We start from the raw sequence: 22,976 nt of genomic DNA, 5'->3' as shown, positions 1-22,976 counted from the left end.
CTTCAATAGCGCTTCGCCGCGCGCCTTGCGAGCCCTCGGAAGTGCCCGGCTCAGCCTCGCGCGGAGTTCTTGCCGGTGAGGATGCGCTCCCAGGCGAGCGCATCGGCGACGATCTGGTCAAGGTCGTCGCGTTGCGGGGTCCAGCCGAGTTCGGCGCGTGCAAGGTCCGAATTGGCAACCACGGCGGCGGCGTCGCCGGGGCGCCGGTCGCCCGTCTTGACCTCGAAATCCCGGCCGAAGGCGCGCCGCACGCTGTCGATGACCTCGAGCACCGAATAGCCGTGGCTGTAGCCGCAATTGGCGACGAGGCTGCCGCCGCCGGCGCGCAGGCGCTGCAGCGCCAGCCGGTGGGCCGCGGCCAGGTCGCTGACATGGATATAATCGCGCATGCAGGTGCCGTCCGGCGTCGGATAATCGGTGCCGAACACCTGCATGAAGGGGCGTTTGCCGAGCGCGGTCTCGCAGGCGACCTTGATCAGATGCGTGGCGCCAGGCGTCGACTGACCCGTCCGGCCCCTGGGGTCGGCGCCGGCGACGTTGAAGTAGCGCAGGGCCGTGTAGCGCAAGGGATGCGCAAGCGCTGCATCGCGCAGCATCCATTCGCTCATCAGCTTGGACAGGCCGTAGGGCGATTCCGGCGCCAGGCGGGCATCCTCGCGCACCGGCTCCAGGCCGGCGCCGCCATAGACGGCGGCGGTCGAGGAAAAGATGAAATGCGGCACGCCCTCGCGCACCGCGGTTTCGATCAGCGTGCGGGTCTTGGAGGTGTTGTTCTCGTAATAGGCGAGCGGGTCGGCAACCGACTCCGGCACCACGATGGAACCGGCGAAGTGGATGATCGCGTCGACCTCGTTATCCCGGATGATCTGGCCGACCAATTCCCTATCGGCGACATCGCCGACGACAAGCTTGGCTTCCGGCGCTACCGCCCATTCGAAGCCGGTGGAAAGGCGGTCGAGAACGACGACGCTCTCGCCGGCATCCAGCAGTTCCCAGACCATGTGGCTGCCGATATAACCGGCGCCGCCCGTTACCAAAACCGTCATCCGTGTCCTCTTTTACTCATGATTTATCGGAAACTGTCTCAATCACCGCCTTACTGGAAAGCCTGCGGCAAGGCCATTAGAAACGCCTGAATGTTAAATCCGTAACAGTCTCACCGGCCTGCGGCATCGTACGGAAACAAAATTGATCCACATCAAGGGAATAGGCCACGATCCGGGGTCGTTAGGAACAGGCTTGGGGCGTGGCATTTTGACCAAAACGGCCCGGTGGACGACGAATGGGCCAACGATTATGATCCCGCGCAAAACTGGGAAGGCGACATGAACTATCAGCGGTTCTTCGAGGAAGCGATCGACCAGCTCCACGCCGAGCGGCGCTACCGGGTTTTCGCCGATCTCGAGCGCATTGTCGGCAAGTTTCCGCGCGCCATTTGGCGTTCCAACGGCCGCGCCGAGGAAATCACCGTCTGGTGCTCCAACGACTATCTCGGCATGGGCCAGAACCCCGATGTCATTGCCGCTTTCCAGAACGCGGCCGGCAAGATGGGTTCGGGCGCCGGCGGCACCCGCAACATTTCCGGCACCTCGAACCCGTTGGTCGAACTCGAGCTGGAACTGGCCGACCTGCACGACAAGGAAGCCGCGCTCGTCTTCACCTCCGGCTTCGTCTCCAACGAGGCCTCGATCTCGACCATTGCGCGGCTTTTGCCCAATTGCCTGATCATTTCGGACGAGCTCAACCATGCCTCGATGATCGAAGGCGTACGGCGCTCGGGCGCCGAAAAGAAGATTTTCCGCCACAACGACGTCGCGCATCTCGAAAGCCTGCTGCAGGTGGCGGGCCGCGAACGCGCCAAGCTGATCGTGTTCGAGAGCGTCTATTCGATGGATGGCGACATCGCGCCGATCAAGCAGATCGTCGAACTGGCCGAACGCTACAACGCCATGACCTATATTGACGAGGTCCATGCCGTCGGCATGTACGGACCGCGCGGCGGCGGCATCACCGAGCGCGAGGGGCTGGCCGACCGCATCGACATCATCGAAGGCACGCTGGCCAAGGCGTTCGGCACGCTGGGCGGCTATATCGCCGGCAACAGCGCCGTCATCGACGCGGTGCGCTCCTATGCGCCGGGCTTCATCTTCACCACGGCGCTGCCGCCGGCGATCGCCGCCGCCGCCACCACGTCCATCCGCCACCTCAAGCGGTCGCAAGCCGAGCGCGATGCGCAACAGCGCCAAGCGTCGCGGACCAAGGAGGTTCTGTCTGCAGCCGGCCTGCCGGTGATGGAATCGCCGACACACATCGTGCCGGTGCTGGTCGGTGACCCCGAACTCTGCAAGATGGCCAGCGACCGTCTGCTCGGCGTGCACGGCATCTACATCCAGCCGATCAACTATCCGACCGTGCCGCGCGGCACCGAGCGGCTGCGCATCACGCCGACGCCGTTCCATACCGATACCCTGATTGCGGGACTGCAGGACGCGCTGGTCGAGACATGGGATGCGCTGGGCATTCCCTACGGCTCCGCCGGACGGCCCACTGTCGCCAAGAGCGACCGGATTGTGCCGCTGCTTGTGCCGAAGTCGGGCGGCTGAAGCCGCCGCCCATTCACCTCAAACCGTCCTCATCCATCCCGCCAGCCGGTGTGCCGCTTCCTCGAGTTGGTCGAGGCGGCGGTGGAAGCACAGGCGCAAAAACGCCTCTCCGCCAGGGCCGAAGGCGGTGCCCGGCGCCAGGCCGACATTGGCCTTGTCGACGATGTCGAAAGCAGCCCGGCGCGGATCGGTGATGCCGTCGACCGTGAAAAACAAATAGAACGCGCCTTGCGGCACGGTGAAGCGCGCTTTGCCGGTTGCGCCGAGAATATCGCAGACCAGGTCGCGCGCTTTCCTGGCGCGCTCCACCTGCTCGACGATGAAGGCATCACCGTGGTCCAGCGCCGCGACGGCGCCGCGCTGCATGAACTGGGCGACGCCTGAGGTCGAATACTGGATCAGGTTCTCGAACACCTGCTGCAGCTCGGGATGGGTCTTGATCCAGCCGACGCGCCAGCCGGTCATCGCCCAGTTCTTGGAAAAGGAGTTGACGAACAGGATGCGGTCTTCCGCGGTCGAAATGTCGAGGAAGGACGGCGCACGGCCGTGGCCGTAGTGGAACAGCGAATAGATCTCGTCGGCGATGATCCACAGGCCATTTTGGCGGGCGAGATTCAGGATCGCCTGCAGCGTTTCCTTATCGGCCGTCCAGCCGGTGGGGTTCGATGGCGTGTTGACGAACAGCGCCTTGGTGCGCGGCGTCACCGCAGCCGCAATTTTGTCGACATCGCAGGACCAGCCATTGCCCGACTGGTCGAGCGTGACCGCAACCGGGGTAGCGCCGGAAATACCGGCGGCGGCGGCGAAATTCGGCCACGCCGGGGAGAGATAGACCACCTCGTCGCCGCTGCCGGCGACCGCGGCTAATGCCAACTGAATGGCATGCATGCCGGAACCGGTGGCGATGAATTCCTCTTCGGCGAAGCTCTTGCCGAAATGCCTGGCATAGTAGCGAGAAAGCGCTTGCCTCAGCTCCGGAATGCCTTTCTGCCAGGTATAGAAGGTCTCGCCATTGGCGAGCCCCTTGGCGGCGGCTTCCGAAATGAAGGCAGGCGTCGGCAAATCGCCTTCACCGGCCCAGAGCGGGATCATGCCCTCGCGCGTACGGCCGTAATTGACGACGGCGACAATGCCGCTTTCGGGGGCGGCCACCGCTTCGGCGCGCAAGCTATCGATCAGGGTCATGACAGGTCCGTTTTGATGTCCGCTTTGATGCATGTCATTATCCAGAACCGCTGCGCACTTATGGGCGACATGCATTGTCGGATGCTCTTAGCAGATGCGGCAACAGAAAACCCCGGCCGCGAACGACCGGGGTTTTGGTCCAGAAATCTGGCCTTGTCTATTTCCTGGCGAGGAGATCGCGAATTTCGGTGAGCAGTGCGACGTCAGCCGGCGGCGGAGCCGCAGGTGCGGCCGGCTTCTCGCGCTCGAGCCGCTTGCGCATGTTGTTCACGGCCTTGACCATAAGGAAGATGATGAAAGCCAGGATGACGAAATTCAGCGCCACGGTGATAAAATTGCCGTAGGCGAACACCGCGCCTTCCTTACGCGCGTCGGCAAGATTGGTCGAATGCACTGTTGATGAGAGGCCTATGAAGTAGTTGGAAAAGTCGACGCCACCAAGTGCGCCGATGAAAGGCATGATGATGTCATTGACAAGAGAATCGACGATCTTGCTGAAGGCCGCGCCGATGATGACGCCGACCGCAAGGTCCATCACATTTCCTTTGGAAATGAATTCCTGGAATTCTTTCAGCATTCGACCCTCCTTGTCATGACGGACCGCGCTGCCGCCGTCCCTCCGGCGTCGGCCCGTGCGCACCATAACAAAAACCTGCGGTTGCAACAGAAGCAAAAGCTGGAAAACACCGCTTTCTCCTTACCTTGGGTCACGGTTCGACAGGGCCGCGTCGCGGCCATGCGCCGGAAAGCCGCGATGGACTTGACCTTAGAGCTGTGATTGCCTCTGGGCAGGCCGGGGTGAAAGCTGGCCGAGGAGGATTTTCGGGCCGTGCAGGGCTGGTTCATCGTCATCATTGCGGTCGCCTATGTAACGCTGCTGTTCGTCATCGCCAGCCTCGGCGACCGGCGTTCAACGGCGCTGGGACCCGGCCGCGCCCGGCCCTTCATCTATGCGCTCAGCCTCGCCATCTACTGCACCTCCTGGACCTTCTTCGGCTCGGTCGGCCTGTCGTCCGAGCGCGGCCTCGAATTTTTGGGCATCTACACCGGGCCGGTGCTGGTGTTCGTGTTCGGCTTTCCGCTGCTCAATCGCATCGTGCGGCTGGCCAAGAGCGAGAAGATCACCTCGATCGCCGACTTCCTCGGCGCGCGCTACGGCAAGAGCTTTGCCGTCTCGGCGATCGCCACGCTGATCGCCACCATCGGCGCGGTGCCCTATATCGCACTGCAATTGAAGGCGATCTCCGGTTCGGTCGGCCTGATGGTCGAGCATTATACGGGATCGCCGCCCTCCTTCGATCCCTTCGTCAGCGACATCTCGCTGGTGGTGGCCATGCTCTTGGCGCTGTTTGCGGTGCTGTTCGGCACCCGCCATGCCGACGCCACCGAGCACCAGGACGGGCTGGTGCTGGCGGTGGCGGTCGAAACCGTGGTCAAGCTCGCCGCCTTCCTGGCGATCGGCCTGATGGTCACCTTCCTGATCTTCGGTGGCCCGGGCGACATGATCGACAAGCTGGCCGAAAACAGCCAGGTGCGGCAAGCCATGGGCTACAACACCTCGCTCGCCACCTGGCTGGTGCTGACTTGCCTGAGCGGCTTTGCCATCATCATGCTGCCGCGCCAGTTCTACGTCACCATCGTCGAGAACCGCGGCGAGGCCGAACTGCGCACCGCGACCTGGGTGTTTCCGCTCTATCTCGTGGCGATAAACCTGTTCGTGCTGCCGATCGCCTTCGCCGGCCTGGCGCTGGTCGGCGCCAAAACCACCAGTGACCTCTATGTGCTGGCGCTGCCCTTGTTCGGCGGCCATGACTTCCTCGCCATGGCCGCCTTCATCGGTGGGCTGTCGGCGGCGACCGCCATGGTGATCGTCGAAAGCGTGGCGCTGTCGATCATGATCTCCAACGACCTCGTCATCCCGCTGTTCGTGCGCCGCCTGCTCAAGACCACGACCTCTGAGAATGAGGATTGGTCGACGCTGATCCTCAACGTGCGGCGCGGCGCCATCTTCATCCTGTTGTTCATCGCCTTCCTCTACTACCGCGAAAGCACCAACTCGGCGCGGCTGTCGTCGATCGGCCTGATGTCGTTCGCGGCAATCGCCCAATTCGCGCCGGCGCTGATCGGCGGGCTGATCTGGCGCGGCGCCAATGGCCGCGGCGCGGCCCTTGGCATGGTCGCCGGCATCCTCGTCTGGGGCTATACGCTGCTTTTGCCGTCGCTCTCGGCAGCCGACGCGGACATCGTCGTGCAGGGGTTGTTCGGTTTCGAGGCGCTGCGGCCGCAGGCTCTGTTCGGCACCGTCGCCGAACCGTTGAACCACGGCGTGCTCTGGAGCCTGTCGGTCAACACGCTGTTCTTCGTGCTCGGCTCGCTGTCGCGTGCGTCAGTGCCGCTGGAGCGGATCCAGGCGTCGATCTTCGTGCCGCGCGAATCCGGCCCGATGCCCAGCCTGCGCCGCTTCCGCACCGCCATCACCGTCAACGTGCTGAAGGACACCATCTCGCGCTACCTCGGCGTCGAGCGCACCGAGCGCTCCTTCCAATCCTTCGAGAAAAGCAATGGCGTCTCGCTGCACGGCAATGAGCAGGCCAGCATGGATGTCATCCGCTTTTCCGAGCAGCTGCTGGCGAGCGCGGTCGGCTCGTCTTCGGCGCGGCTGATCCTGTCGCTGCTGTTTCGCCGCAACGACCGCGAGTCCAAGGACGCCTTTCGCCTGCTCGACGACGCCACCGAAGCGCTGCAGCACAATCGCGACCTGCTGCAGATCGCGCTCGACCAGATGGAGCAGGGCATCACCGTATTCGACCGCGATTTTCGTCTGATCTGCTGGAACAGACAATATCGCGCGCTGTTCGACCTGCCCGACGAGATGGGCCAGGTCGGCGTCTCGCTCGACCGCATCCTGCGCCACCTCGCCGAGCGCGGCGATATCCCGGCCGACCAGCGCGTGGCGATGCTCAACCGGCTGACCAGCTTCGTCAGCCCATGGCAGATGGAGTTGACGACCAGTGGCCGAATCCTCGAACTGCGTTCCAACCCGATGCCGGACGGTGGCATCGTTGCCACCTATGCCGACATATCAGGACGCGTCGAACAGGATTTGGCGCTGAAGCGGGCCAATGAATCGCTGGAGCAGCGGGTCAAGACGCGTACCATCGAACTGACTAGGGTCAACGAGGAGTTGACCCGGGTCAATGAGGAGTTGGCGCAGGCGCAGATGCTGGCCGAGGAGGCCAATCTGGGCAAGACGCGCTTCCTCGCCGCCGCCGGCCACGACATCCTGCAGCCGCTGAACGCCGCCCGTCTCTACTGCTCGTCGCTGATCGAAAAGGCCGGCAAGGGCCCGGCCGGGGAGGCTGCTATCAACATCGAATCCTCGCTCGAATCGGTCGAGACGATCCTGGGCGCCGTGCTCGACATTTCCCGCCTCGACGCCGGCGCGATGAAGCCGGACGACAGCGCCTTCCGCCTGGACGGGCTGCTGCGCCAGATCGGCAATGATTTTCAGCCGCTCGCCGCCGAAAAGAAACTCGATCTGACGATCATAGCCTCGTCGCTCAGCGTGTTGACGGACCGCAACCTGCTGCGCCGGCTGATCCAGAATCTGGTCTCCAACGCCATCAAATACACCCCCCATGGCCGCATCCTGGTCGGCGTGCGACGGCGCGGCGAACTCGCCGAAATCCAGGTGATCGACACTGGCATCGGCATTGCCGGCGACAAGCTGAACACGGTCTTCAACGAGTTCACCCGGCTGGACGAAGGCGTGCGCGAGGCCGAAGGTCTCGGCCTTGGCCTGTCCATCGTCGACCGCATCGCGCGGGTGCTGCGGCTCGAGATCCAGATCTTTTCCAACCCGGGCAAGGGTACGCGCTTTTCCGTTATCCTGCCGGTTGCGGCGGTTGAGGCGCCGCGGCGCGAGGTCGAGCCGAAGGCGCCTGCCCGCACCGCGAATTCGCTGGCCGGCCTGCGCGTCATGTGCATCGACAACGACGCCCGCATCCTCGACGGCATGCGGCTTCTGCTCGAGGGCTGGGGCTGCAGCATCGGCACGTTTTCGGGTTCGGAGGATATTGGCAGGGCCGATCGTCCCGACATCGTGCTTGCCGACTATCATCTCGATGGCAGAAGCGGCCTCGACATCATCGCCCGCCTGCGTGACATCCATGGTTCCGACCTGCCGGCCGTGCTGGTCACCGCCGACCGCTCCACCGAGGTCCGTGCCGCTGCCGCCGCGCTCGACGTGCCGGTGATCAACAAGCCGCTGAAGCCGGCGGTGCTGCGTTCGATGATGGCAAGGGTCAGGCCGCTGGCGTCGGCGGCCGAGTAGAGTTTCTATCTTTTTGTTTTACGCAATTCCCAAGGGAAAGCGCTACGCACTTTTCCTGGAATAGCTTTAGCCCGCCGGCTGCAGCGGATCGCTGCCGATCTTGGACAGCTGGATCACCGCCTGGGTGCGGCTGTCGACGCCGAGTTTCTGCAGGATGGCCGAAACATGCGCCTTGACCGTCGCTTCGGATACGCTGAGCTCGTAGGCGATCTGCTTGTTGAGCAGGCCTTCGGCAAGCATGCCGAGGACACGCGTCTGCTGCGGTGTCAGCGCCTGCAGCCGCTTGATCAGGTCGGATATTTCCGGGTCGCGCTCGACGCCGAGGTCGATGCCGACGGGGGCTGCGATATCGCCTGCCAGCACCGATTGCACAGCGCTGCGGATTTCCTCCATGCTGGCCGATTTGGAGATGAAGCCGGATGCGCCGAGATCGAGCGCGCGCCGGATGGTCACCGGGTCGTCGTGGGCCGACACCACCACCAGCGGCACCGCCGGGTGGATGCCGCGCAACGCGATCAGACCGGACAGGCCGCTGGCGCCCGGCATCGACAGATCGAGCAGCACGAGGTCGACATCCTCATGGGCCACGACCAGCGCCTTGGCGCTTTCGAAATCGCCGGCCTCGTGAATGGCGGCGACATCGCCGACGCCGGCAAGCGCCTCTTTCAAGGCGCCGCGGAACAGCGGATGGTCGTCGGCAATGACGAAGGTGTAGCCCGACGGCAAATGTTCCTCCCCAAATCCCGTTGTTGCCCAAACTTCGTTATCGATTGACGGCTTTTACGGGATCGGACGATTATGCGGCGAAGCGCTTTGTTTTCAAGCGGCAATGGCCGGACGGCACTTTGCGCCGGGCAGCTCAGGTCTTTTGCGAGTTGAGCTTGGCGCCGTCGCCATTGTCCTTGTCCATCTCCTTGACGATGCCCATGAAGCCACGCAGCATGCGCTCCATATAGCTCATCGTCTTGTCGAAATCCTCTTCGCTCGGCAATTTCGACTCGAGACGGGCCGACAGCGAATTCTCCAACCTGGCGACGCGTTCGTCCATGGCCTTCATCGAGGCCTGCAAACGCTCGACCTCGTCCTGGAAGGCGGCGCGTTCGTCGGCCGCCATCTTGCAGACGAGCTGGCCGGAGCGCTCCTCGCAGATCGACATGGCGCCGGTCCGGGTGTCCATGCGGACATAGCCGTTGGCCGATTTTTCCAGCCGGTAGTGGTCGGCCTCCTCCGACCAGGCCGATGCCGCGACCAGCGAGACCAGTGCGGCGGGGATCAGTATGTGCTGCAGACGCATGTTCCATCCTCCACGAGCCAGTGTGCGCAACCTATCACAGCTTTGCGCCGTAAATGCGGACGAGTTGCCCTTCCCCGCATGATCGGTTCGGATTATAGCGCAACCATGTCTCAGATTATCTACAAGATCGCGCCCGAAGCGCTTTGGCGCGAGGCCGAGAAAAACGGCCGTTTCACCGGCGCTCCGATCGACGTCGCCGACGGCTTCATCCATTTCTCCACTGCTGATCAGGCCAGGGAGACGGCGGCGAAGCATTTCGCCGGCCAGACGGATTTGCTGCTGATCGCCATCGACGGGGCGCTGCTCGGTGACGCGCTGAAATACGAGGTCTCGCGCGGCGGCGCGCTGTTTCCGCATCTCTATGGCGTGCTCGATATGACCGTCGTGCTGTGGGTGCGGCCATTGCCGCTCGGCGCCGACGGCCCGCACCAGTTTCCGGCGCTGGAGGCCGAATGAGCGTGTTCGATCGCATCGGCCAGAAACTGCTGTTCACCTTCGATCCGGAAACGGCGCATGGCATGTCGATCGCGGCGCTGCGATGCGGTCTGCCGGTCGGCGCGCGGACGGTGCGCGACGACAGGTTGAAGCTCAGCCTCTGTGGCATCGCCTTCCCCAATCCGCTCGGCATGGCCGCAGGCTATGACAAGAATGCCGAGGTGCCTGACGCGCTGCTTGGCCTCGGCTTCGGCTTTGCCGAAGTCGGCACCGTGACGCCGCTGCCGCAGGCCGGCAATCCGAAGCCGCGCATTTTCCGGCTGACGGAGGATGACGCGGTGATCAACCGGCTGGGTTTTAACAATGGGGGCCACGAAGCGGCCGAGATGCGCCTTGCCGCCCGCAAAGGACGCGTCGGCATTGTCGGCGTCAACATCGGCGCCAACAAGGACAGCGCCGATCGTGTCCGTGACTATGAGTTGGGCGTTTCCCGTTTTGCGAAATACGCCAGCTATCTCACCGTCAACATCTCGTCGCCCAACACGCCCGGCCTGCGCACCATGCAGGCACGCGAACAGCTCGGCGAACTTCTGGCTCGCGTCGTATCGGCGCGTGCCTCGGCATCGGCCCAGCCACCAATCTTCCTCAAGATCGCACCTGATCTGGTCGAGGCCGAGCTGGAGGACATCGCCGCCGAGGTCAGCGAAAAGCAGATCGACGGGGTCATCGTCTCCAACACGACGCTGGCGCGGACCGGATTGCGTAGCACCACCAGCGAGACCGGAGGGCTCTCCGGCAAGCCGCTGTTCGAACGCTCGACCATCGTGCTGGCCAAGATGCGCAAATTGCTCGGGCCGGAGCGCGCCATTATCGGCGTCGGCGGCGTCGATTCGGCCGAGACCGCGCTGGAAAAAATCCGCGCCGGCGCCGATCTCGTCCAGCTCTACACCGGCATGATCTATGCCGGGCCGGCGCTGCCGGGGCGCATCCTTGCCGGGATGGTGCGATTTGCCGACAAGGAGCGGCTGAAATCATTGCGCGAACTGCGCGACAGCCGGCTCGATGAGTGGGCTGCCAGGCCGCTCTAAAACGCCGTGCGCAACCGGAGCCGCAGGACGGCCAGCAGGCTGAAGCCGCGCACCAGCAGGAAAACGTGCAGCGCCGCCCACAGGCCGTGATTGCCGAGAGACGGCGCCAAGCTGAACAATGCGGCGCTGAAGGCCAGGAACGACACCAGCATCATGTTGCGCATCTCGCGCGACCAGGTAGCGCCGATGAAGACGCCGTCCATCTGGAAGGCCAGCACGCCGCTCAGCGGTGTCAGTGCCGCCCACGGCAGATAGATGTCGGCAACAGCACGAACATCCGGCGACGTGGTGATCAACGAAATCAGGCCGGCGCCGCCGAGCCAGAAGATCAGCGTGGCGGTTCCGGCGAGGCCGAACCCCCAGAACAAGGTCAGACGCACCGCCCGGCGGAACGCCGTCTCGGCGCGTGCGCCGATCGCGCGTCCCGCCAACTGCTCGGCGGCTGTGGCAAAACCGTCGAGGAAATAGCCGGCGACGAGAAAGAAGTTCATCAGCACGGCATTGGCGGCCAGCGTCAGCGTGCCGAACTGCGCGCCTTGGCGGGTGAACAGCGCGAAGGCGGCGAGCAGCGAGAACGAGCGGATCATGATATCGCGGTTGAGCGACAGCATGCGCAGGAAAGCGGGCATGTCGAGCAGGCGATGCCGCGGCAGGCGGGGTGCGGCCCGGAACCGCCAGACAACGATGGCGAGACCCAACAGCATGGCCAGACATTCGCCGGTGACGGTCGCCCAGGCCACGCCGGCGACGCCCCAGCCAAGCTTCAGGCCGAGCAGGATGCAAAGCACGATGTTGATGCCGTTGAGCACCGCCTGCAGCATCAGCCCAATCCCGCCCTCGCCGCGCCCAAGGACATAGCCGAGGATGGCGTAGTTGATCAGCGTGAAGGGGGCGGCGAGCATTCTGATGTGGATATAGACGCCCATCGCTTCGCCGACGCGCGCCTCGCCGCCGATGAATTTCTGGCCGCCGATGGCGATCAGCGGCGCAAGGACGACAAGCACGATGCCGGCGGCGACCGCGATCAGCACGGCGCGCCAGAACACCGCCTGCTCCTCCAGCTCGTCGCCGCGCCCGAACGCCTGGGCGACGAGGCCGGTGGTGCCGGAGCGCAGGAAATTGAAGGTGCTGAAGACGACGTCGAAGACCAGCGCCCCGGCCGCCAGGCCGCCGAGCAGGGCGGCATCGCCGAACTGCCCGACCACAGCCGTGTCGACGATGCCAAGCAGCGGCGTCGTCAGATAGGCGAGCGTCATCGGCACGGCGATGGCGAGCACCGAACGGTTGGTGACGGCGAAGGGTCTCGCGTCGGCTGGGGTTGCACCCGTGTCCAGGGGATTGCTGCCTTGCTGATTGCGGCTTGATCGAACAGCCGATGTGCCCCATTTTCCGGCCACCGCGCAATCACTCTTGCCGTGACGGCCAACCGAAATGTTCTTCTGGCGCGAGCCCGCCGGACCCGAGTATTGGTTTTAAGCAATTCCCAAGGGGAAGCGCTACGCGCTCTCCTGCGAAAACCGCTGCACACTTTGCTGGAATTGCTTTAGCCATGCCCCTGCAGATCGTCCATCACCCCGACTACGATGCCGGCTTCGCCGTCAATCATCGCTTTCCGATGAGCAAATATCCGCTGCTGATGCAGGCCTTGCATATCAGTGGTCTGATCCACGCCGATGCGCTGTCGATGCCGGAGCCGGCGCCGGCCTCCTGGCTGAAGCTCGCCCATGCGGCTGATTATGTCGACCAAGTCATCACGTGTTCGGTGCCTGAAAAGATCGAGCGCGAGATCGGCTTTCCCGTGGGTCCGCGCGTTTCGCTCAGGGCGCAACTCGCCGCCGGTGGTACGGTGCTGGCCGCACGGCTGGCGCTTATCAACGGCATTGCCTGTAACACTGCCGGCGGCAGCCACCATGCGCGGCATGCGCAAGGCGCGGGCTTCTGCACTTTCAACGATGTCGCCGTCGCTTCGCTGGTGCTGCTAGCCGAAGGTTCCGCCCAAAAAATCCTGATCGTCGATCTCGATGTGCATCAGGGCGACGGCACGGCGGATATACTGAGTGACGAACCACGCGCCTTCACCTTCTCCATGCATGGCGAGCGCAATTATCCGGTGCGCAAGATTGCCTCCGATCTCGACGTTGCGCTGCCGGACGGCACCGGCGATGGCGCCTATCTCGAGCGGCTGGGCGCCCTCCTGCCGGAGCTCTCGGCCAAGGCGCACTGGGACATCGTCTTCTACAATGCCGGCGTCGACGTGCATGCCGAGGACCGGCTCGGCCGGCTATCGCTCAGCGATGACGGCGTGCGTGCCCGCGACGCCATGGTGATCGGTCATTTCCGCGCGCTGGGCATCCCGGTCTGCGGTGTCATCGGCGGCGGCTATTCGACCGATGTCGCAGCGCTGGCCGCGCGCCACGCCATCCTGTTCGAGGTGGCGTCGGACTTTGCCTGAGTGGCCTTCGGTTTGAGCACAATCTTTTCCGAAAACCGGTTGCCACTTTTCGGGATCATGCCTCCGCTTCACTTCCGGTAGTTCGCGAGCCTGAGCAGGATGAACACCGGCACGACGATCGCGGCGCCGAGCAGGATATAGCCCAAGAAGCGATAGACCGCGTTGAAGCCGAGGTTCCACAGATCGATGAAGAAACCCTGGATGCGGTAGAAGACGTCCATCGGCGTCCAGCCGAACGCATTCATGACCAGGCCGACGAGGAACGACACGACCAGCAGCTTGACGATCACCCTGACGGGCGAGTCACCGAGAAAGCGCGTCACTGTGGACAAGGGGCTGCCTCCAGATTGGTGTGCCCGGATTCGGGGTACAAACCCACGAATACGCACTTGCTGCGCCCGCATCAAGGCAGGCGGACCGGCGCAATCGGTCGGGTTTCCAACAGCCGTTTCCGAAGAGCTGTCCAAGGGCGATTGCCCGAAGCATGCCCATCATGATATCGAGAGGCCGACGCGGGTATGATGTAATGGTAGCTTGTCAGCTTCCCAAGCTGAACGCGAGGGTTCGATTCCCTCTACCCGCTCCAGTTCCTATCCCACTTCCCGCAAGATAAAATCGTGCAGCATCTTGGCTGCCGGCGACAGCACGCGGTTCTTCACCGTGATCAGGCTGTAGGGGCGGACCTCGATGTCGAACTCGGTCTGGACGACATCGATGGCGCCGGCGAGACCGTCGGGGTTCTGGATGAATTTTGCCACCTGGATCGACACCGGGGCGATGGCGTCGGACTGCGCCACCATGACCAGTGTGAGCAGCAGCGACGAGGTGTTGAGGATGCGGTCCGGCAGGGCGATGTTGCGGTTCAGGAAATTGCTCTCCATCGCCTGGCGCAGCGGCGACCCGCCCGACTGGAACACCCAGTCAAAGGCGGCGGTGTCCTCCAGCCTCACCGCCTTCCCATTGTTTAGAGGATGGCCGTTGCTCAGCGGGTGGCCTCGGCGCACGATCAGGCAGGCCTTCTCGACGCCGATGACGCGCGATTCGAACAGGCGCGGATTGAGGTCTTCGGGGACACGGGCGATGATGAAATCATGGCGCGTGGCGATCAGTTCGCGCGCCAGCACATTCGACGTCTCGACCTGCATGGTAATCTCGATGCGCGGATAGAGGCGGCGTATCTCGCGGATCGCCGGGACCGCCAGTTCGATCGCCGGCGCCGTCACCGCGCCAAGGAACACCGAGCCGCCCTTGCCGGCCTTGAGCTCCGATATTTCGCGGTCGGCCTCGCGCATTTCAAGCAGGATCGAGCGCGCGCGCCGGGCCAGCGCCTTGCCGTAAGGGGTGAGCGTGATGCCGCGCGGCAGCCTTTCGCACAGCTTGACCTCAAGCACCGCTTCCATCTCGGAAATCATGCGCGAGGCCGCCGGCTGCGAGATGTTCATCACCTGGGCGGCAGCGCTCACCCGACCGTGATCGTCGAGTGCTGCGATCATGCGCATGTGACGCAGGCTCAAGCCGCTGCGCAGAAGTGTCTCGCCATCGCCGGGCAATTCATCGTAACCGCTTGAAATTCCCTGAGGACCTCGTAAAGCCGCCATGCCTTTTCCCGCTTCCGCCGCTGTTCCAGCCCGGTTTAGTCATATACCGGTTTTGGTATAGCAACCACCGAAGATCGCATTTGACAGTTATGGCAAAGGGTCACACTTTCGCGCGTCCTCAAGACTTGACGGTCGATGACGAGCAAAATCGTATCGATTTAAATCTGAGGGCCGATTGGGAGGATACCGGAGATCGATTATGACGGCGGCGGCGCTTTGGCGCATCCGCCCGACTGCGCGGCCCGCGAAGCCCCGAGGTGTCGCGTCCATCAACCAGGGAGAGTTTTACGTGAAAATCATCAAGACACTGGCCGCCGTCGCGGCCCTTGGCATCGCTGCCATGACCTACTCGGCGCATGCAGCCGACAAGGGTCTTGTCGGCGTGCTGATGCCGACCAAGACCTCGCAGCGCTGGATCAATGACGGCGATGCCGTCAAGTCCCAGCTCGAAGCTCTCGGCTACACGGTCGACCTGCAGTACGCGCAGGACGACATCCCCAACCAGCTCAGCCAGCTGGAAAACGAAATCACCAAGGGCCCGAAGGCGCTGATCATCGCTTCGATCGACGGCACGACCCTGTCGGACGCGCTGCAGAAGGCCGCTGACGCCGGCGTCGTCGTCGTCGCCTATGACCGCCTGATCAAGAAGACCGCCAATGTCGATTACTACACCACCTTCGACAATTTCGGCGTCGGCGTGATCCAGGCGAACTCGCTGGTCAAGGGCCTCAAGGAGCGCTTCCCGAACACCAAGCCGTGGAACGTCGAACTGTTCGGCGGCTCGCCGGACGACAACAACGCCTTCTTCTTCTACAACGGCGCAATCTCGGTGCTGCAGCCGCTGATCGATGACGGCTCGATCAAGATCAAGTCCGGCCAGACCGGCATGGACAAGGTCGGCACGCTGCGCTGGCTCGCCGCCACCGCCCAGGCGCGCATGGACAACCTGCTGTCGGCCAACTACTCGGACGGCAGCCGCGTCGATGGCGTTCTTTCGCCCTATGACGGCCTGTCGCGCGGCATCACCGCTTCGCTGCGCGCCGTGGGTTACGGCACCGACGCCCAGCCGTGGCCGATCGTGACCGGCCAGGACGCCGAGACTGCTTCGGTCAAGCTGATCATCACGGGCGAGCAATACTCGACCGTGTTCAAGGACACCCGCGAACTGGCCAAGGCCACCGTCGAGCTCGTCGACAAGGTGCTCTCGGGCGGCAAGCCGGACGGCCTCGACGAAAAGACCTACAATAACGACGTCAAGGTCGTTCCCTCGATCCTTTTGACGCCGCATGAGGTCGACAAGTCGAACTACCAGGCACTGGTCGTCGACTCCGGCTACATCAAGGCCGACGAACTGAAGTAATCCCGGTTACAAAATCAGGGGTCCTGCGCAACGCAGGGCCCCTTTTCGTTCACCAGCGAGCCCGGTATTGTTACCGACCTCGCCGGCAGTGTTTGCCAACCTCTCAAGGAGCGGTAGTTCCCATGGCCTCGACGATTTTGGAGATGCGCGACATCACCAAGACCTTCCCCGGCGTGAAGGCGCTGTCGAACGTCAACCTCAGCGTCGAGGAAGGCGAGATCCACGCCGTGGTTGGCGAGAACGGCGCCGGCAAGTCGACGCTGATGAAGGTCCTGTCGGGCGTCTATCCCGCCGGCACCTATGACGGCCAGATCATTTTTCAGGGTCAGGAATGCCAGTTCAAAGGCATTCATGACAGCGAACACAAGGGCATCGTCATCATCCACCAGGAACTTGCTCTGGTGCCGATGCTGTCGATCACCGAAAATATCTTCCTCGGCAACGAAAACGCCCGATACGGCGTCATCGACTGGGATGCCAACGAGGCGCGCACCGCTGCCCTGTTGAAGAAGGTGGGCCTCAAGGAGGACCCCAAGACACTGATCACCAATATCGGCGTCGGCAAGCAGCAGCTGGTCGAGATCGCCAAGGCGCTGAGCAAGGACGTCAAGCTTTTGATCCTCGATGAGCCGACCGCGTCGCTCAGCGAGAAAGACAGCCAGGCGCTGCTCGATCTTCTGCTCGAATTCAAGCGGCAAGGCATGACCTCGATCCTGATCTCGCACAAGCTCAACGAGATCAACCGGGTCGCCGACAAGGTAACCGTCATCCGTGACGGGCGCACCATCGAGACGCTGGCCAAGAAGGATATCTCCGAAGACCGCATCATCACCTCGATGGTCGGCCGTTCGCTAGACGACCGCTATCCGCCGCGCGAGCCCAAGATCGGCGAAGTCGTGTTCGAGGTGAAGAACTGGTCGGTCTATCACCCGCTCCATGCCGAGCGGCAGGTGATCAAGGGCATCGACATCAATGTGCGCAAGGGCGAGGTGGTCGGCATCGCCGGGCTGATGGGCGCCGGCCGCACCGAATTCGCCATGAGCCTGTTCGGCCGCTCCTATGGCCGCCGCATCACCGGCGAAGTGCTGCTCAAGGGCAAGCCGGTCGATGTCTCCTCGGTAAGCAAGGCGGTCCAACACGGCATCGCCTATGTCACCGAGGACCGCAAGACCTACGGCCTCAACCTCATCGACCATATCAAGCATAACATTACGCTGGCCAATCTCGACGGCGTGTCGCGCCACAGCGTGATCGACGACATGCGCGAACTTGCGGTCGCCAACGACTATCGCAAGAAGACCAATATCCGTGCGTCAAGCGTCTATCAGATGACCGGCAATCTTTCCGGCGGCAACCAGCAGAAGGTGGTGCTGTCGAAATGGTTGTTTGCCGACCCTGACGTGCTGATCCTCGACGAGCCGACACGCGGCATCGATGTCGGCGCCAAGTATGAAATCTACACGATCATCGCGCGCCTTGCCTCGGAGGGTAAGGCGATCGTGGTCATCTCGTCGGAAATGCCGGAATTGCTGGGGATTACCGACCGCATCTACGTCATGAACGAAGGGCGCATGGTGGGCGAAATGCCGGCGGCGGAAGCAAGCCAGGAAAAGATAATGCGCGCCATCGTCCGGGGAGAAGGAAAAGCAGCATGAGCACCGAAAGCGCCCCCGCCCCGCAGGGCAACGTCGCCGACGAACAGCGCCCGCGCATCGCCGTCTCGGCGCTGGCGACGAATTTACGCGAATACGGACTGATCATAGCCCTGATCGTCATCATGCTGTTCTTCCAGTTCACCACGTCGGGGACGTTGTTCAAGCCGGTCAACCTCAGCAATCTGGTGCAGCAGAACTCCTTCATCATCGTGATGGCGCTGGGCATGCTGCTGGTGATCGTATCGGGCTATATCGACCTCAGCGTCGGATCGGTCGCCGGTTTCATTGGCGCGCTGGCGGCAAACATGATGGTCATCTGGCAACTCGGACCGCTGAGCAATCCCCTGGTGGTTTCGATCGTCTGCCTGGTCGCGGGTGGCCTGATCGGCGCCGCGCAAGGGTATTGGATCGCCTATCACCGGATACCGAGCTTCATTGTCACGCTGGCCGGCATGCTGATCTTCCGCGGCATTTGCCAGGCGTTGCTTGGCGGCGGCTCGTCGGTGGGTCCGCTTCCCGACGACTTCAAGATGCTCAGCTCCGGCTTCATCCCGGATGTGATCGGCCCACTGACGCTCGTCCCGCCGGTCGTGAACGCAGCCGGCAAGACCATCATGGGCAGCGGCGTGACCCTGCACATGACGACGGTCGTGCTGGGGCTGATCGCCGTGCTCGCCTATGCCTATTTCGGGGTCCGCACCCGGCGCAAACGAGAACGCCATGGTTATGAGGCCGAGCCCTTCACCCTGTTCGTGGTCAAGACGCTGGTCGCCAGCGCGCTGGCGCTGTTCCTGGTCTATGAGTTTGCCAGCTACCGCGGCCTGCCGGTGGTGCTGCTGGTCATGGGCGTGCTGATCACGCTGTTCGTCTTCGTCACCAAGCGCATGACCATCGGGAGGCGCATCTACGCCATGGGCGGCAATCCCAAGGCGGCGCAGCTGTCGGGCATCAACACCGAGCGGCTGACGCTGATGGTGTTCATCAATATGGGCGTGCTGTCGGCGCTTGGCGGCCTGATCATCGCGGCTCGTCTCGGCCAGGCGGTGCCGGCGGCGGGTCTCGGCTCGGAGCTCGATGTCATCGCCGCAGTGTTCATCGGCGGCGCCTCGGCGATGGGCGGCGTCGGCCAGGTCATCGGGGCGGTCGTCGGCGGCTTCATCATGGGCGTGATGAACAACGGCATGTCGATCATGGGCGTCAATGTCGACTGGCAGCAGGTGGTCAAAGGCCTGGTGCTGCTCGGCGCCGTGATCTTCGACGTCTACAACAAGAACAAGGCCTGACAAGCTTCAGGCGAGGCAAGCAGGAGGCATACGGTCGCGGCGCAGCCGGCAAGTTGTCGGCATAAGAAGTCCCCCGAGGGATGGAGCTCGCGAGCGCAATCCGGACGAAGAGTTCAACCCGTGGCGCGGCGAGGTCCGAGCCGCGCAGGTCAAGGTTTGCCAAGGGGCAACCCGGCCAAGGCACATGAGAGAGGATTTCATCATGCTAATCTCCCAGATCCTCGACGACGCCGAGACCATCCGCGTCGTCGCCCGCAATGGCGGCGGCAAGACCAGGATCATCAACGGCGCCCGCAGCGTCTATTCGCTGGCCATGGAAGCCGCGCGCACCGGAACGGGCCTCGCCGCGCTGATCGAGCGCAAGGGGTTCGGTGAAGCGATAGACCTCGACGCCGTCTACAAGAAGGGCCGGCTGGTGTCGCCGATCAACCATCCCGATCCTGCGCATCTGCATCTGACCGGCACCGGCCTGACCCATCTCGGCTCGGCGGCGACGCGCGATTCCATGCACAAGAAGCTCAGCGATGGCGGCGAGGAGCAGCTTACCGATTCCATGAAGATGTTCCGCATGGGGCTCGAAGGCGGCAAGCCGGCCAAGGGCCAGACCGGCGTGCAGCCGGAATGGTTCTACAAGGGCAACGGCACCATGGCGGTGGCGCCGGGCGCCGCACTGATGTCGCCGGCCTTTGCGCAGGACGCCGGCGAGGAGCCGGAAATCGCCGGCATCTATGTCATCGGCGACGACGGCGCGCCGTTCCGCGTCGGCTTCACGCTGTCGAACGAGTTTTCCGATCATGTTACCGAGCGGGTGAACTATCTGTTCCTGGCACATTCCAAACTGCGCAACGCCTCGTTCGGGCCGGAAATCCTGATCGGCGACCTGCCGGCCGACGTCAGGGGCTCATCGCGAATCTATCGCGACAGCAATTTGCTGTGGGAAAAGCCGTTCCTGTCGGGCGAAGCGAACATGTCGCACACAATCGCCAATCTCGAACATCATCACTTCAAATATTCGGCCTTCCGCCAGCCGGGCGACGTGCATGTGCACATGTTCGGCACGGCGACGCTGTCCTTTGCCGACGGCATCAAGACTCAGGCCGGCGACGTGTTCGAGATCGAGGCCGGGGATTTCGGCCTGCCGCTGCGCAACCCGCTGGAGATCGAGCAGCCGGTGAAGGTGGCGGTGAAGGCGCTTTGAGGCAGCATCACATTTGGGAGCCGGAATGAACGGAATGCGGCTTGTCATTGTGTTCACGGGCGTGGCCCTGTTCCTGACCCAACCGTCGGTGGCCTTTAGCGCCGGCCAGTGCAGCCCGAAGTCCTATCGTGAAGCCCGTTTGGCGATGACGAGCCGTCTTCTGGCAACCGGCTATTCGAAAGCCCAGGTGAGCTTTCTGATGCGCAACACGGATCACATGACATCAGCGCTTCGCACCGACAGGCTGAACAACAATGGCAAGGTCTGCGGCATCGACTCCGCCAAGGCCCATGTCCTCGGTTGCCTCGACAAGCAGTTGTTCCCGTTGAAGCGCGGCTCAAACGCTTCGCTCGACGAGGTCAAACTGACCGAAGGCTTTTGGGGCAGGAAACGTTTGGCCGCACGCGAACTGCTGTTTATCGGCCATTTTCATGCCTGCCTTGGCGCCGCGAAAGAGTATCTCTTTCGCGGCTGACTCCGGCGGGCCGGAAGTCAATAAATATCGAAATCGAAATACTTGGCCTGGATCTTCTTGTAAGTGCCGTCGGCGACGATGGCGTCTATCGCCGCATTCAGCTTGTCGCGCAGCGCCGTGTCTTCCAGGCGGACAGCGATGCCGGCTTGGGTCTCGGTGCCCTTGACGTCGCCGACAAGCTTGCAGCAGCCTTCGCTCGCCTTCTTCAGCCAGTCCATCAGCACGAACTTGTCGGAGATGACGGCATCGAGACGGCCGTTCTGCAGGTCGGTGATCGCCTCTTCCTGGGTGGGGTAGAGTTTCGCCTCGGCGCCGGCCTTGCCATAGGCGTCCTGCGCATAGTCGGCCTGGGTGGTCGAGGCCTGCGCGCCCACCGTCTTGCCGGCAAGGGCTGCCGGTTCGGTGGAAGTGAGGTCGCTGTCCTTCGGCGCCACCAGTGCCAGCGGCGTCGTGTAGTATTTGTTGGTGAAGGCGACCTGTTTCTTGCGCTCCTCGGTGATGCTCATCGAGGCGATGATGGCGTCGAACTTTTTCGCCTGCAGCGCCGGGATGATGCCGTCCCAGTCCTGGGTGACGATCTCGCACTCGACCTTCATCTGCGCACACAGCGCATTGGCAATGTCGATGTCGAAGCCCTCGATCTTGCCGTCCGCGGTGATGGTGTTGAAGGGCGGATAGGCGCCCTCGGTGCCGATCTTCAATTTCTCCTGCGCCTCAGCCAGCGAGCCGGCCGATATCACCAGCATGGCAGCGCTCGCTGCCGATATGATCCATCTTGAAATCTGCATTTTGGTTCCCCTTGCGCGCCGTTCTCTTGCCGGCCACCGAAAGGCAGCCAAGCATGGTGAGGCAGCGCAGGCAAGTATTTTGCCTGACGGTGATCGAAGGTTCAGCCGGCGGGGCGGAAATGCTTGGAGAGCTTGAGGCCTTGCGCCTGGTAATTCGAGCCGAGATCGGTGCCGTAAAGCGCCTGCGGCCGCTTCAGCATGTGTTCGTAGACCAGCCGGCCGACGATCTGGCCGTGGTCGAGGATGAACGGCACTTCGTGGCTGCGCACTTCGAGCACCGCCCGGCTGCCGGTGCCGCCTGAGGCCGAATGGCCGAAGCCCGGATCGAAGAAGCCGGCATAGTGAACACGGAATTCGCCAACCAGCGGATCGAAGGGCGTCATCTCGGCGGCGTAGAGCGGCGGCACGTGCACGGCTTCGCGGCTGACCAGGATGTAGAACTCGTCCGGGTCGAGCACCAGTTCGCCGGCGCCGCTCTTGTAGAGCGGCTCCCAGAAATCGACGGCATCCTGGGCGGCGCGCTTGTCGACATCGACCAAGCCGGTGTGATGCTTGCCGCGATAGCCGACCAGGCCGTTCTGGTCGCCGTCGAGATCGATCGACAGCGCAATGCCGCCGCCGGAAATGTTGGGCGGCTCGGTCGCCACCAGCATCTCGGCGCGGTGCAATTCGTTCAGTTCTGCCTCCGACAACAGCGCGTTGCCAGTGCGAAAGCGGATCTGCGACAGCCTCGATCCGGCGCGTACGACGATCGGGAAGGTGCGTGGACTGACTTCGAGATAAAGCGGCCCGTGATAGCCGGGGGCGATCTTGTCGAACTCATGGCCGCGATCGGTCATCACCCGGGTGAAGATGTCGAGGCGGCCGGTCGAGCTTTTCGGGTTGGCCGAGGCCGACACGTTTGCGGGCAGCGCCAGGCTTTCGAGCAGCGGCACGATGTAGACGCAGCCGGTTTCCAGCACCGCGCCCTCGGCGAGACTGAATTCGTGCAATTTCAGCCGGTGAAGCTTGTCGGCCACCAGATGATCGGGACCCGGCAGGAAGGAGGCGCGCACGCGAAAAGCCTTGTCGCCGAGCCTGAGATCGAGGCTCGCCGGCTGCACCTGGTCGACATCGAGCGCGCGCGGCGACTTCAGCGCGCCGGACTGAAACAGCGCGGAAATGTCCTGATCGGGAAGAATGCCTGTCTGCCGCAAAAGGCTGGCTCCGCTCCAAGGTCGGTCTCTTTG

20 protein-coding genes and 1 tRNA gene are annotated in these 22,976 nt (G+C 63.2%); 11 read left to right on the top strand and 10 right to left on the bottom strand.

The window, feature by feature from the left end:
* Window positions 1-50 precede the first annotated feature (50 nt).
* On the bottom strand, window positions 51-1,046 hold the full coding sequence (gene galE / locus ACYG97_RS27905; RefSeq protein WP_023688672.1) for a UDP-glucose 4-epimerase GalE: 996 nt from the start codon (window positions 1,044-1,046) through the stop codon (window positions 51-53).
* A 279-nt stretch (window positions 1,047-1,325) separates the two neighbouring features.
* Here galE and hemA point away from each other — a divergent pair, with 279 nt between their 5' ends.
* Entirely contained in the window at window positions 1,326-2,603 is a 1,278-nt protein-coding gene (gene hemA / locus ACYG97_RS27900) for a 5-aminolevulinate synthase (protein WP_023732401.1), read from the top strand.
* An 18-nt stretch (window positions 2,604-2,621) separates the two neighbouring features.
* Here hemA and ACYG97_RS27895 read toward each other — a convergent pair whose 3' ends face one another.
* On the bottom strand, window positions 2,622-3,788 hold the full coding sequence (locus tag ACYG97_RS27895) for a pyridoxal phosphate-dependent aminotransferase (protein ID WP_023696681.1): 1,167 nt from the start codon (window positions 3,786-3,788) through the stop codon (window positions 2,622-2,624).
* 157 nt (window positions 3,789-3,945) lie between these two features.
* Window positions 3,946-4,365, bottom strand: a complete 420-nt coding sequence (gene mscL, locus ACYG97_RS27890; protein WP_023681933.1) for a large conductance mechanosensitive channel protein MscL — start codon at window positions 4,363-4,365, stop codon at window positions 3,946-3,948.
* 252 nt (window positions 4,366-4,617) lie between these two features.
* On the opposite strand from mscL, the gene ACYG97_RS27885 reads away from it, so the two are divergent.
* Window positions 4,618-8,121, top strand: coding sequence for a PAS domain-containing hybrid sensor histidine kinase/response regulator (locus ACYG97_RS27885; RefSeq protein WP_023730979.1), 3,504 nt, complete (start codon window positions 4,618-4,620; stop codon window positions 8,119-8,121).
* Between the two features lie 66 nt (window positions 8,122-8,187).
* Here the strand turns inward: ACYG97_RS27885 and ACYG97_RS27880 are convergent, their stop codons facing one another.
* Both ACYG97_RS27880 and ACYG97_RS27875 read right to left on the bottom strand, forming a co-directional pair.
* Window positions 8,188-8,847 carry a response regulator transcription factor gene (locus ACYG97_RS27880; RefSeq protein WP_023688678.1) on the bottom strand — a complete coding sequence of 220 codons (660 nt, stop codon included), beginning with the start codon at window positions 8,845-8,847 and terminating at the stop codon, window positions 8,188-8,190.
* A 133-nt stretch (window positions 8,848-8,980) separates the two neighbouring features.
* Complete coding sequence (locus ACYG97_RS27875) at window positions 8,981-9,415, bottom strand: hypothetical protein (protein WP_023732402.1); 435 nt, start codon at window positions 9,413-9,415, stop codon at window positions 8,981-8,983.
* 105 nt (window positions 9,416-9,520) lie between these two features.
* Between ACYG97_RS27875 and ACYG97_RS27870 the strand changes: the two genes are divergently transcribed.
* Both ACYG97_RS27870 and ACYG97_RS27865 read left to right on the top strand, forming a co-directional pair.
* Window positions 9,521-9,871 (top strand): DUF952 domain-containing protein, encoded by a 351-nt coding sequence (locus ACYG97_RS27870; RefSeq protein ID WP_023732403.1) that lies wholly within the window; start codon window positions 9,521-9,523, stop codon window positions 9,869-9,871.
* Window positions 9,868-10,938 carry a quinone-dependent dihydroorotate dehydrogenase gene (locus ACYG97_RS27865; protein ID WP_023732404.1) on the top strand — a complete coding sequence of 357 codons (1,071 nt, stop codon included), beginning with the start codon at window positions 9,868-9,870 and terminating at the stop codon, window positions 10,936-10,938. Before ACYG97_RS27870 ends, ACYG97_RS27865 begins: the two co-directional genes overlap by 4 nt.
* On the opposite strand, the gene ACYG97_RS27860 is transcribed toward ACYG97_RS27865, so the two are convergent.
* A complete protein-coding gene (locus ACYG97_RS27860; protein ID WP_023732405.1) occupies window positions 10,935-12,272 on the bottom strand; it encodes an MATE family efflux transporter in 1,338 nt (445 codons plus the stop codon). The genes ACYG97_RS27865 and ACYG97_RS27860 overlap by 4 nt on opposite strands.
* A 215-nt stretch (window positions 12,273-12,487) precedes the next feature.
* On the opposite strand from ACYG97_RS27860, the gene ACYG97_RS27855 reads away from it, so the two are divergent.
* The gene (locus tag ACYG97_RS27855) at window positions 12,488-13,390 is read left to right on the top strand and encodes a histone deacetylase family protein (RefSeq protein WP_023732406.1); all 903 of its coding nucleotides are present in this window, start codon (window positions 12,488-12,490) and stop codon (window positions 13,388-13,390) included.
* 68 nt (window positions 13,391-13,458) lie between these two features.
* Here ACYG97_RS27855 and ACYG97_RS27850 read toward each other — a convergent pair whose 3' ends face one another.
* Window positions 13,459-13,722 carry a DUF6460 domain-containing protein gene (locus tag ACYG97_RS27850; RefSeq protein ID WP_023696688.1) on the bottom strand — a complete coding sequence of 88 codons (264 nt, stop codon included), beginning with the start codon at window positions 13,720-13,722 and terminating at the stop codon, window positions 13,459-13,461.
* Window positions 13,723-13,902: 180 nt separating this feature from the next.
* Between ACYG97_RS27850 and ACYG97_RS27845 the strand changes: the two genes are divergently transcribed.
* Window positions 13,903-13,976, top strand: a tRNA-Gly gene (locus ACYG97_RS27845).
* 4 nt (window positions 13,977-13,980) lie between these two features.
* Here the strand turns inward: ACYG97_RS27845 and ACYG97_RS27840 are convergent.
* Window positions 13,981-14,988: a LysR family transcriptional regulator gene (locus ACYG97_RS27840; RefSeq protein WP_023681942.1), complete on the bottom strand. Its 1,008-nt coding sequence runs from the start codon at window positions 14,986-14,988 to the stop codon at window positions 13,981-13,983.
* Between the two features lie 289 nt (window positions 14,989-15,277).
* Between ACYG97_RS27840 and chvE the strand changes: the two genes are divergently transcribed.
* The 5 genes from chvE (at window position 15,278) to ACYG97_RS27815 (ending at window position 20,959) form a co-directional block, all read left to right on the top strand.
* Complete coding sequence (gene chvE, locus ACYG97_RS27835) at window positions 15,278-16,348, top strand: multiple monosaccharide ABC transporter substrate-binding protein (protein WP_023681943.1); 1,071 nt, start codon at window positions 15,278-15,280, stop codon at window positions 16,346-16,348.
* Window positions 16,349-16,470: 122 nt separating this feature from the next.
* Complete coding sequence (gene mmsA, locus ACYG97_RS27830) at window positions 16,471-18,003, top strand: multiple monosaccharide ABC transporter ATP-binding protein (protein WP_023696689.1); 1,533 nt, start codon at window positions 16,471-16,473, stop codon at window positions 18,001-18,003.
* On the top strand, window positions 18,000-19,286 hold the full coding sequence (gene mmsB, locus ACYG97_RS27825; protein WP_023669637.1) for a multiple monosaccharide ABC transporter permease: 1,287 nt from the start codon (window positions 18,000-18,002) through the stop codon (window positions 19,284-19,286). Before mmsA ends, mmsB begins: the two co-directional genes overlap by 4 nt.
* A 202-nt stretch (window positions 19,287-19,488) precedes the next feature.
* Entirely contained in the window at window positions 19,489-20,484 is a 996-nt protein-coding gene (gene araD1, locus ACYG97_RS27820; protein ID WP_023669636.1) for an AraD1 family protein, read from the top strand.
* A 25-nt stretch (window positions 20,485-20,509) separates the two neighbouring features.
* Window positions 20,510-20,959 carry a hypothetical protein gene (locus tag ACYG97_RS27815; protein ID WP_031195624.1) on the top strand — a complete coding sequence of 150 codons (450 nt, stop codon included), beginning with the start codon at window positions 20,510-20,512 and terminating at the stop codon, window positions 20,957-20,959.
* A gap of 17 nt (window positions 20,960-20,976) precedes the next feature.
* Here the strand turns inward: ACYG97_RS27815 and ACYG97_RS27810 are convergent, their stop codons facing one another.
* Together ACYG97_RS27810 and ACYG97_RS27805 are read right to left on the bottom strand one after the other, a co-directional pair.
* Window positions 20,977-21,747 (bottom strand): ABC transporter substrate-binding protein, encoded by a 771-nt coding sequence (locus ACYG97_RS27810; RefSeq protein WP_023681945.1) that lies wholly within the window; start codon window positions 21,745-21,747, stop codon window positions 20,977-20,979.
* A 101-nt stretch (window positions 21,748-21,848) separates the two neighbouring features.
* Entirely contained in the window at window positions 21,849-22,943 is a 1,095-nt protein-coding gene (locus ACYG97_RS27805; RefSeq protein ID WP_023699517.1) for a 2'-deoxycytidine 5'-triphosphate deaminase, read from the bottom strand.
* Window positions 22,944-22,976: the final 33 nt, after the last annotated feature.

It is taken from the genome of Mesorhizobium sp. W067 (genome assembly GCF_054719525.1).
The sequence above is the reverse complement of the archived record's forward strand: the minus strand, read 5'-3'. Positions and strand labels throughout refer to the sequence as shown.

Bases quoted from the DNA above. Each gene is read 5' to 3' on its own strand.
- ACYG97_RS27870 (WP_023732403.1), top strand. From the start codon at position 9,521: ATGTCTCAGATTATCTACAAGATCGCGCCCGAAGCGCTTTGGCGCGAG.
- mscL (WP_023681933.1), bottom strand. From the start codon at position 4,365: ATGCTGAAAGAATTCCAGGAATTCATTTCCAAAGGAAATGTGATGGAC.
- ACYG97_RS27815 (WP_031195624.1), top strand. From the start codon at position 20,510: ATGAACGGAATGCGGCTTGTCATTGTGTTCACGGGCGTGGCCCTGTTC.
- hemA (WP_023732401.1), top strand. From the start codon at position 1,326: ATGAACTATCAGCGGTTCTTCGAGGAAGCGATCGACCAGCTCCACGCC.
- araD1 (WP_023669636.1), top strand. From the start codon at position 19,489: ATGCTAATCTCCCAGATCCTCGACGACGCCGAGACCATCCGCGTCGTC.
- ACYG97_RS27840 (WP_023681942.1), bottom strand. From the start codon at position 14,988: ATGGCGGCTTTACGAGGTCCTCAGGGAATTTCAAGCGGTTACGATGAA.
- galE (WP_023688672.1), bottom strand. From the start codon at position 1,046: ATGACGGTTTTGGTAACGGGCGGCGCCGGTTATATCGGCAGCCACATG.
- ACYG97_RS27895 (WP_023696681.1), bottom strand. From the start codon at position 3,788: ATGACCCTGATCGATAGCTTGCGCGCCGAAGCGGTGGCCGCCCCCGAA.
- ACYG97_RS27810 (WP_023681945.1), bottom strand. From the start codon at position 21,747: ATGCAGATTTCAAGATGGATCATATCGGCAGCGAGCGCTGCCATGCTG.
- ACYG97_RS27855 (WP_023732406.1), top strand. From the start codon at position 12,488: ATGCCCCTGCAGATCGTCCATCACCCCGACTACGATGCCGGCTTCGCC.
- mmsB (WP_023669637.1), top strand. From the start codon at position 18,000: ATGAGCACCGAAAGCGCCCCCGCCCCGCAGGGCAACGTCGCCGACGAA.
- ACYG97_RS27875 (WP_023732402.1), bottom strand. From the start codon at position 9,415: ATGCGTCTGCAGCACATACTGATCCCCGCCGCACTGGTCTCGCTGGTC.
- mmsA (WP_023696689.1), top strand. From the start codon at position 16,471: ATGGCCTCGACGATTTTGGAGATGCGCGACATCACCAAGACCTTCCCC.
- ACYG97_RS27865 (WP_023732404.1), top strand. From the start codon at position 9,868: ATGAGCGTGTTCGATCGCATCGGCCAGAAACTGCTGTTCACCTTCGAT.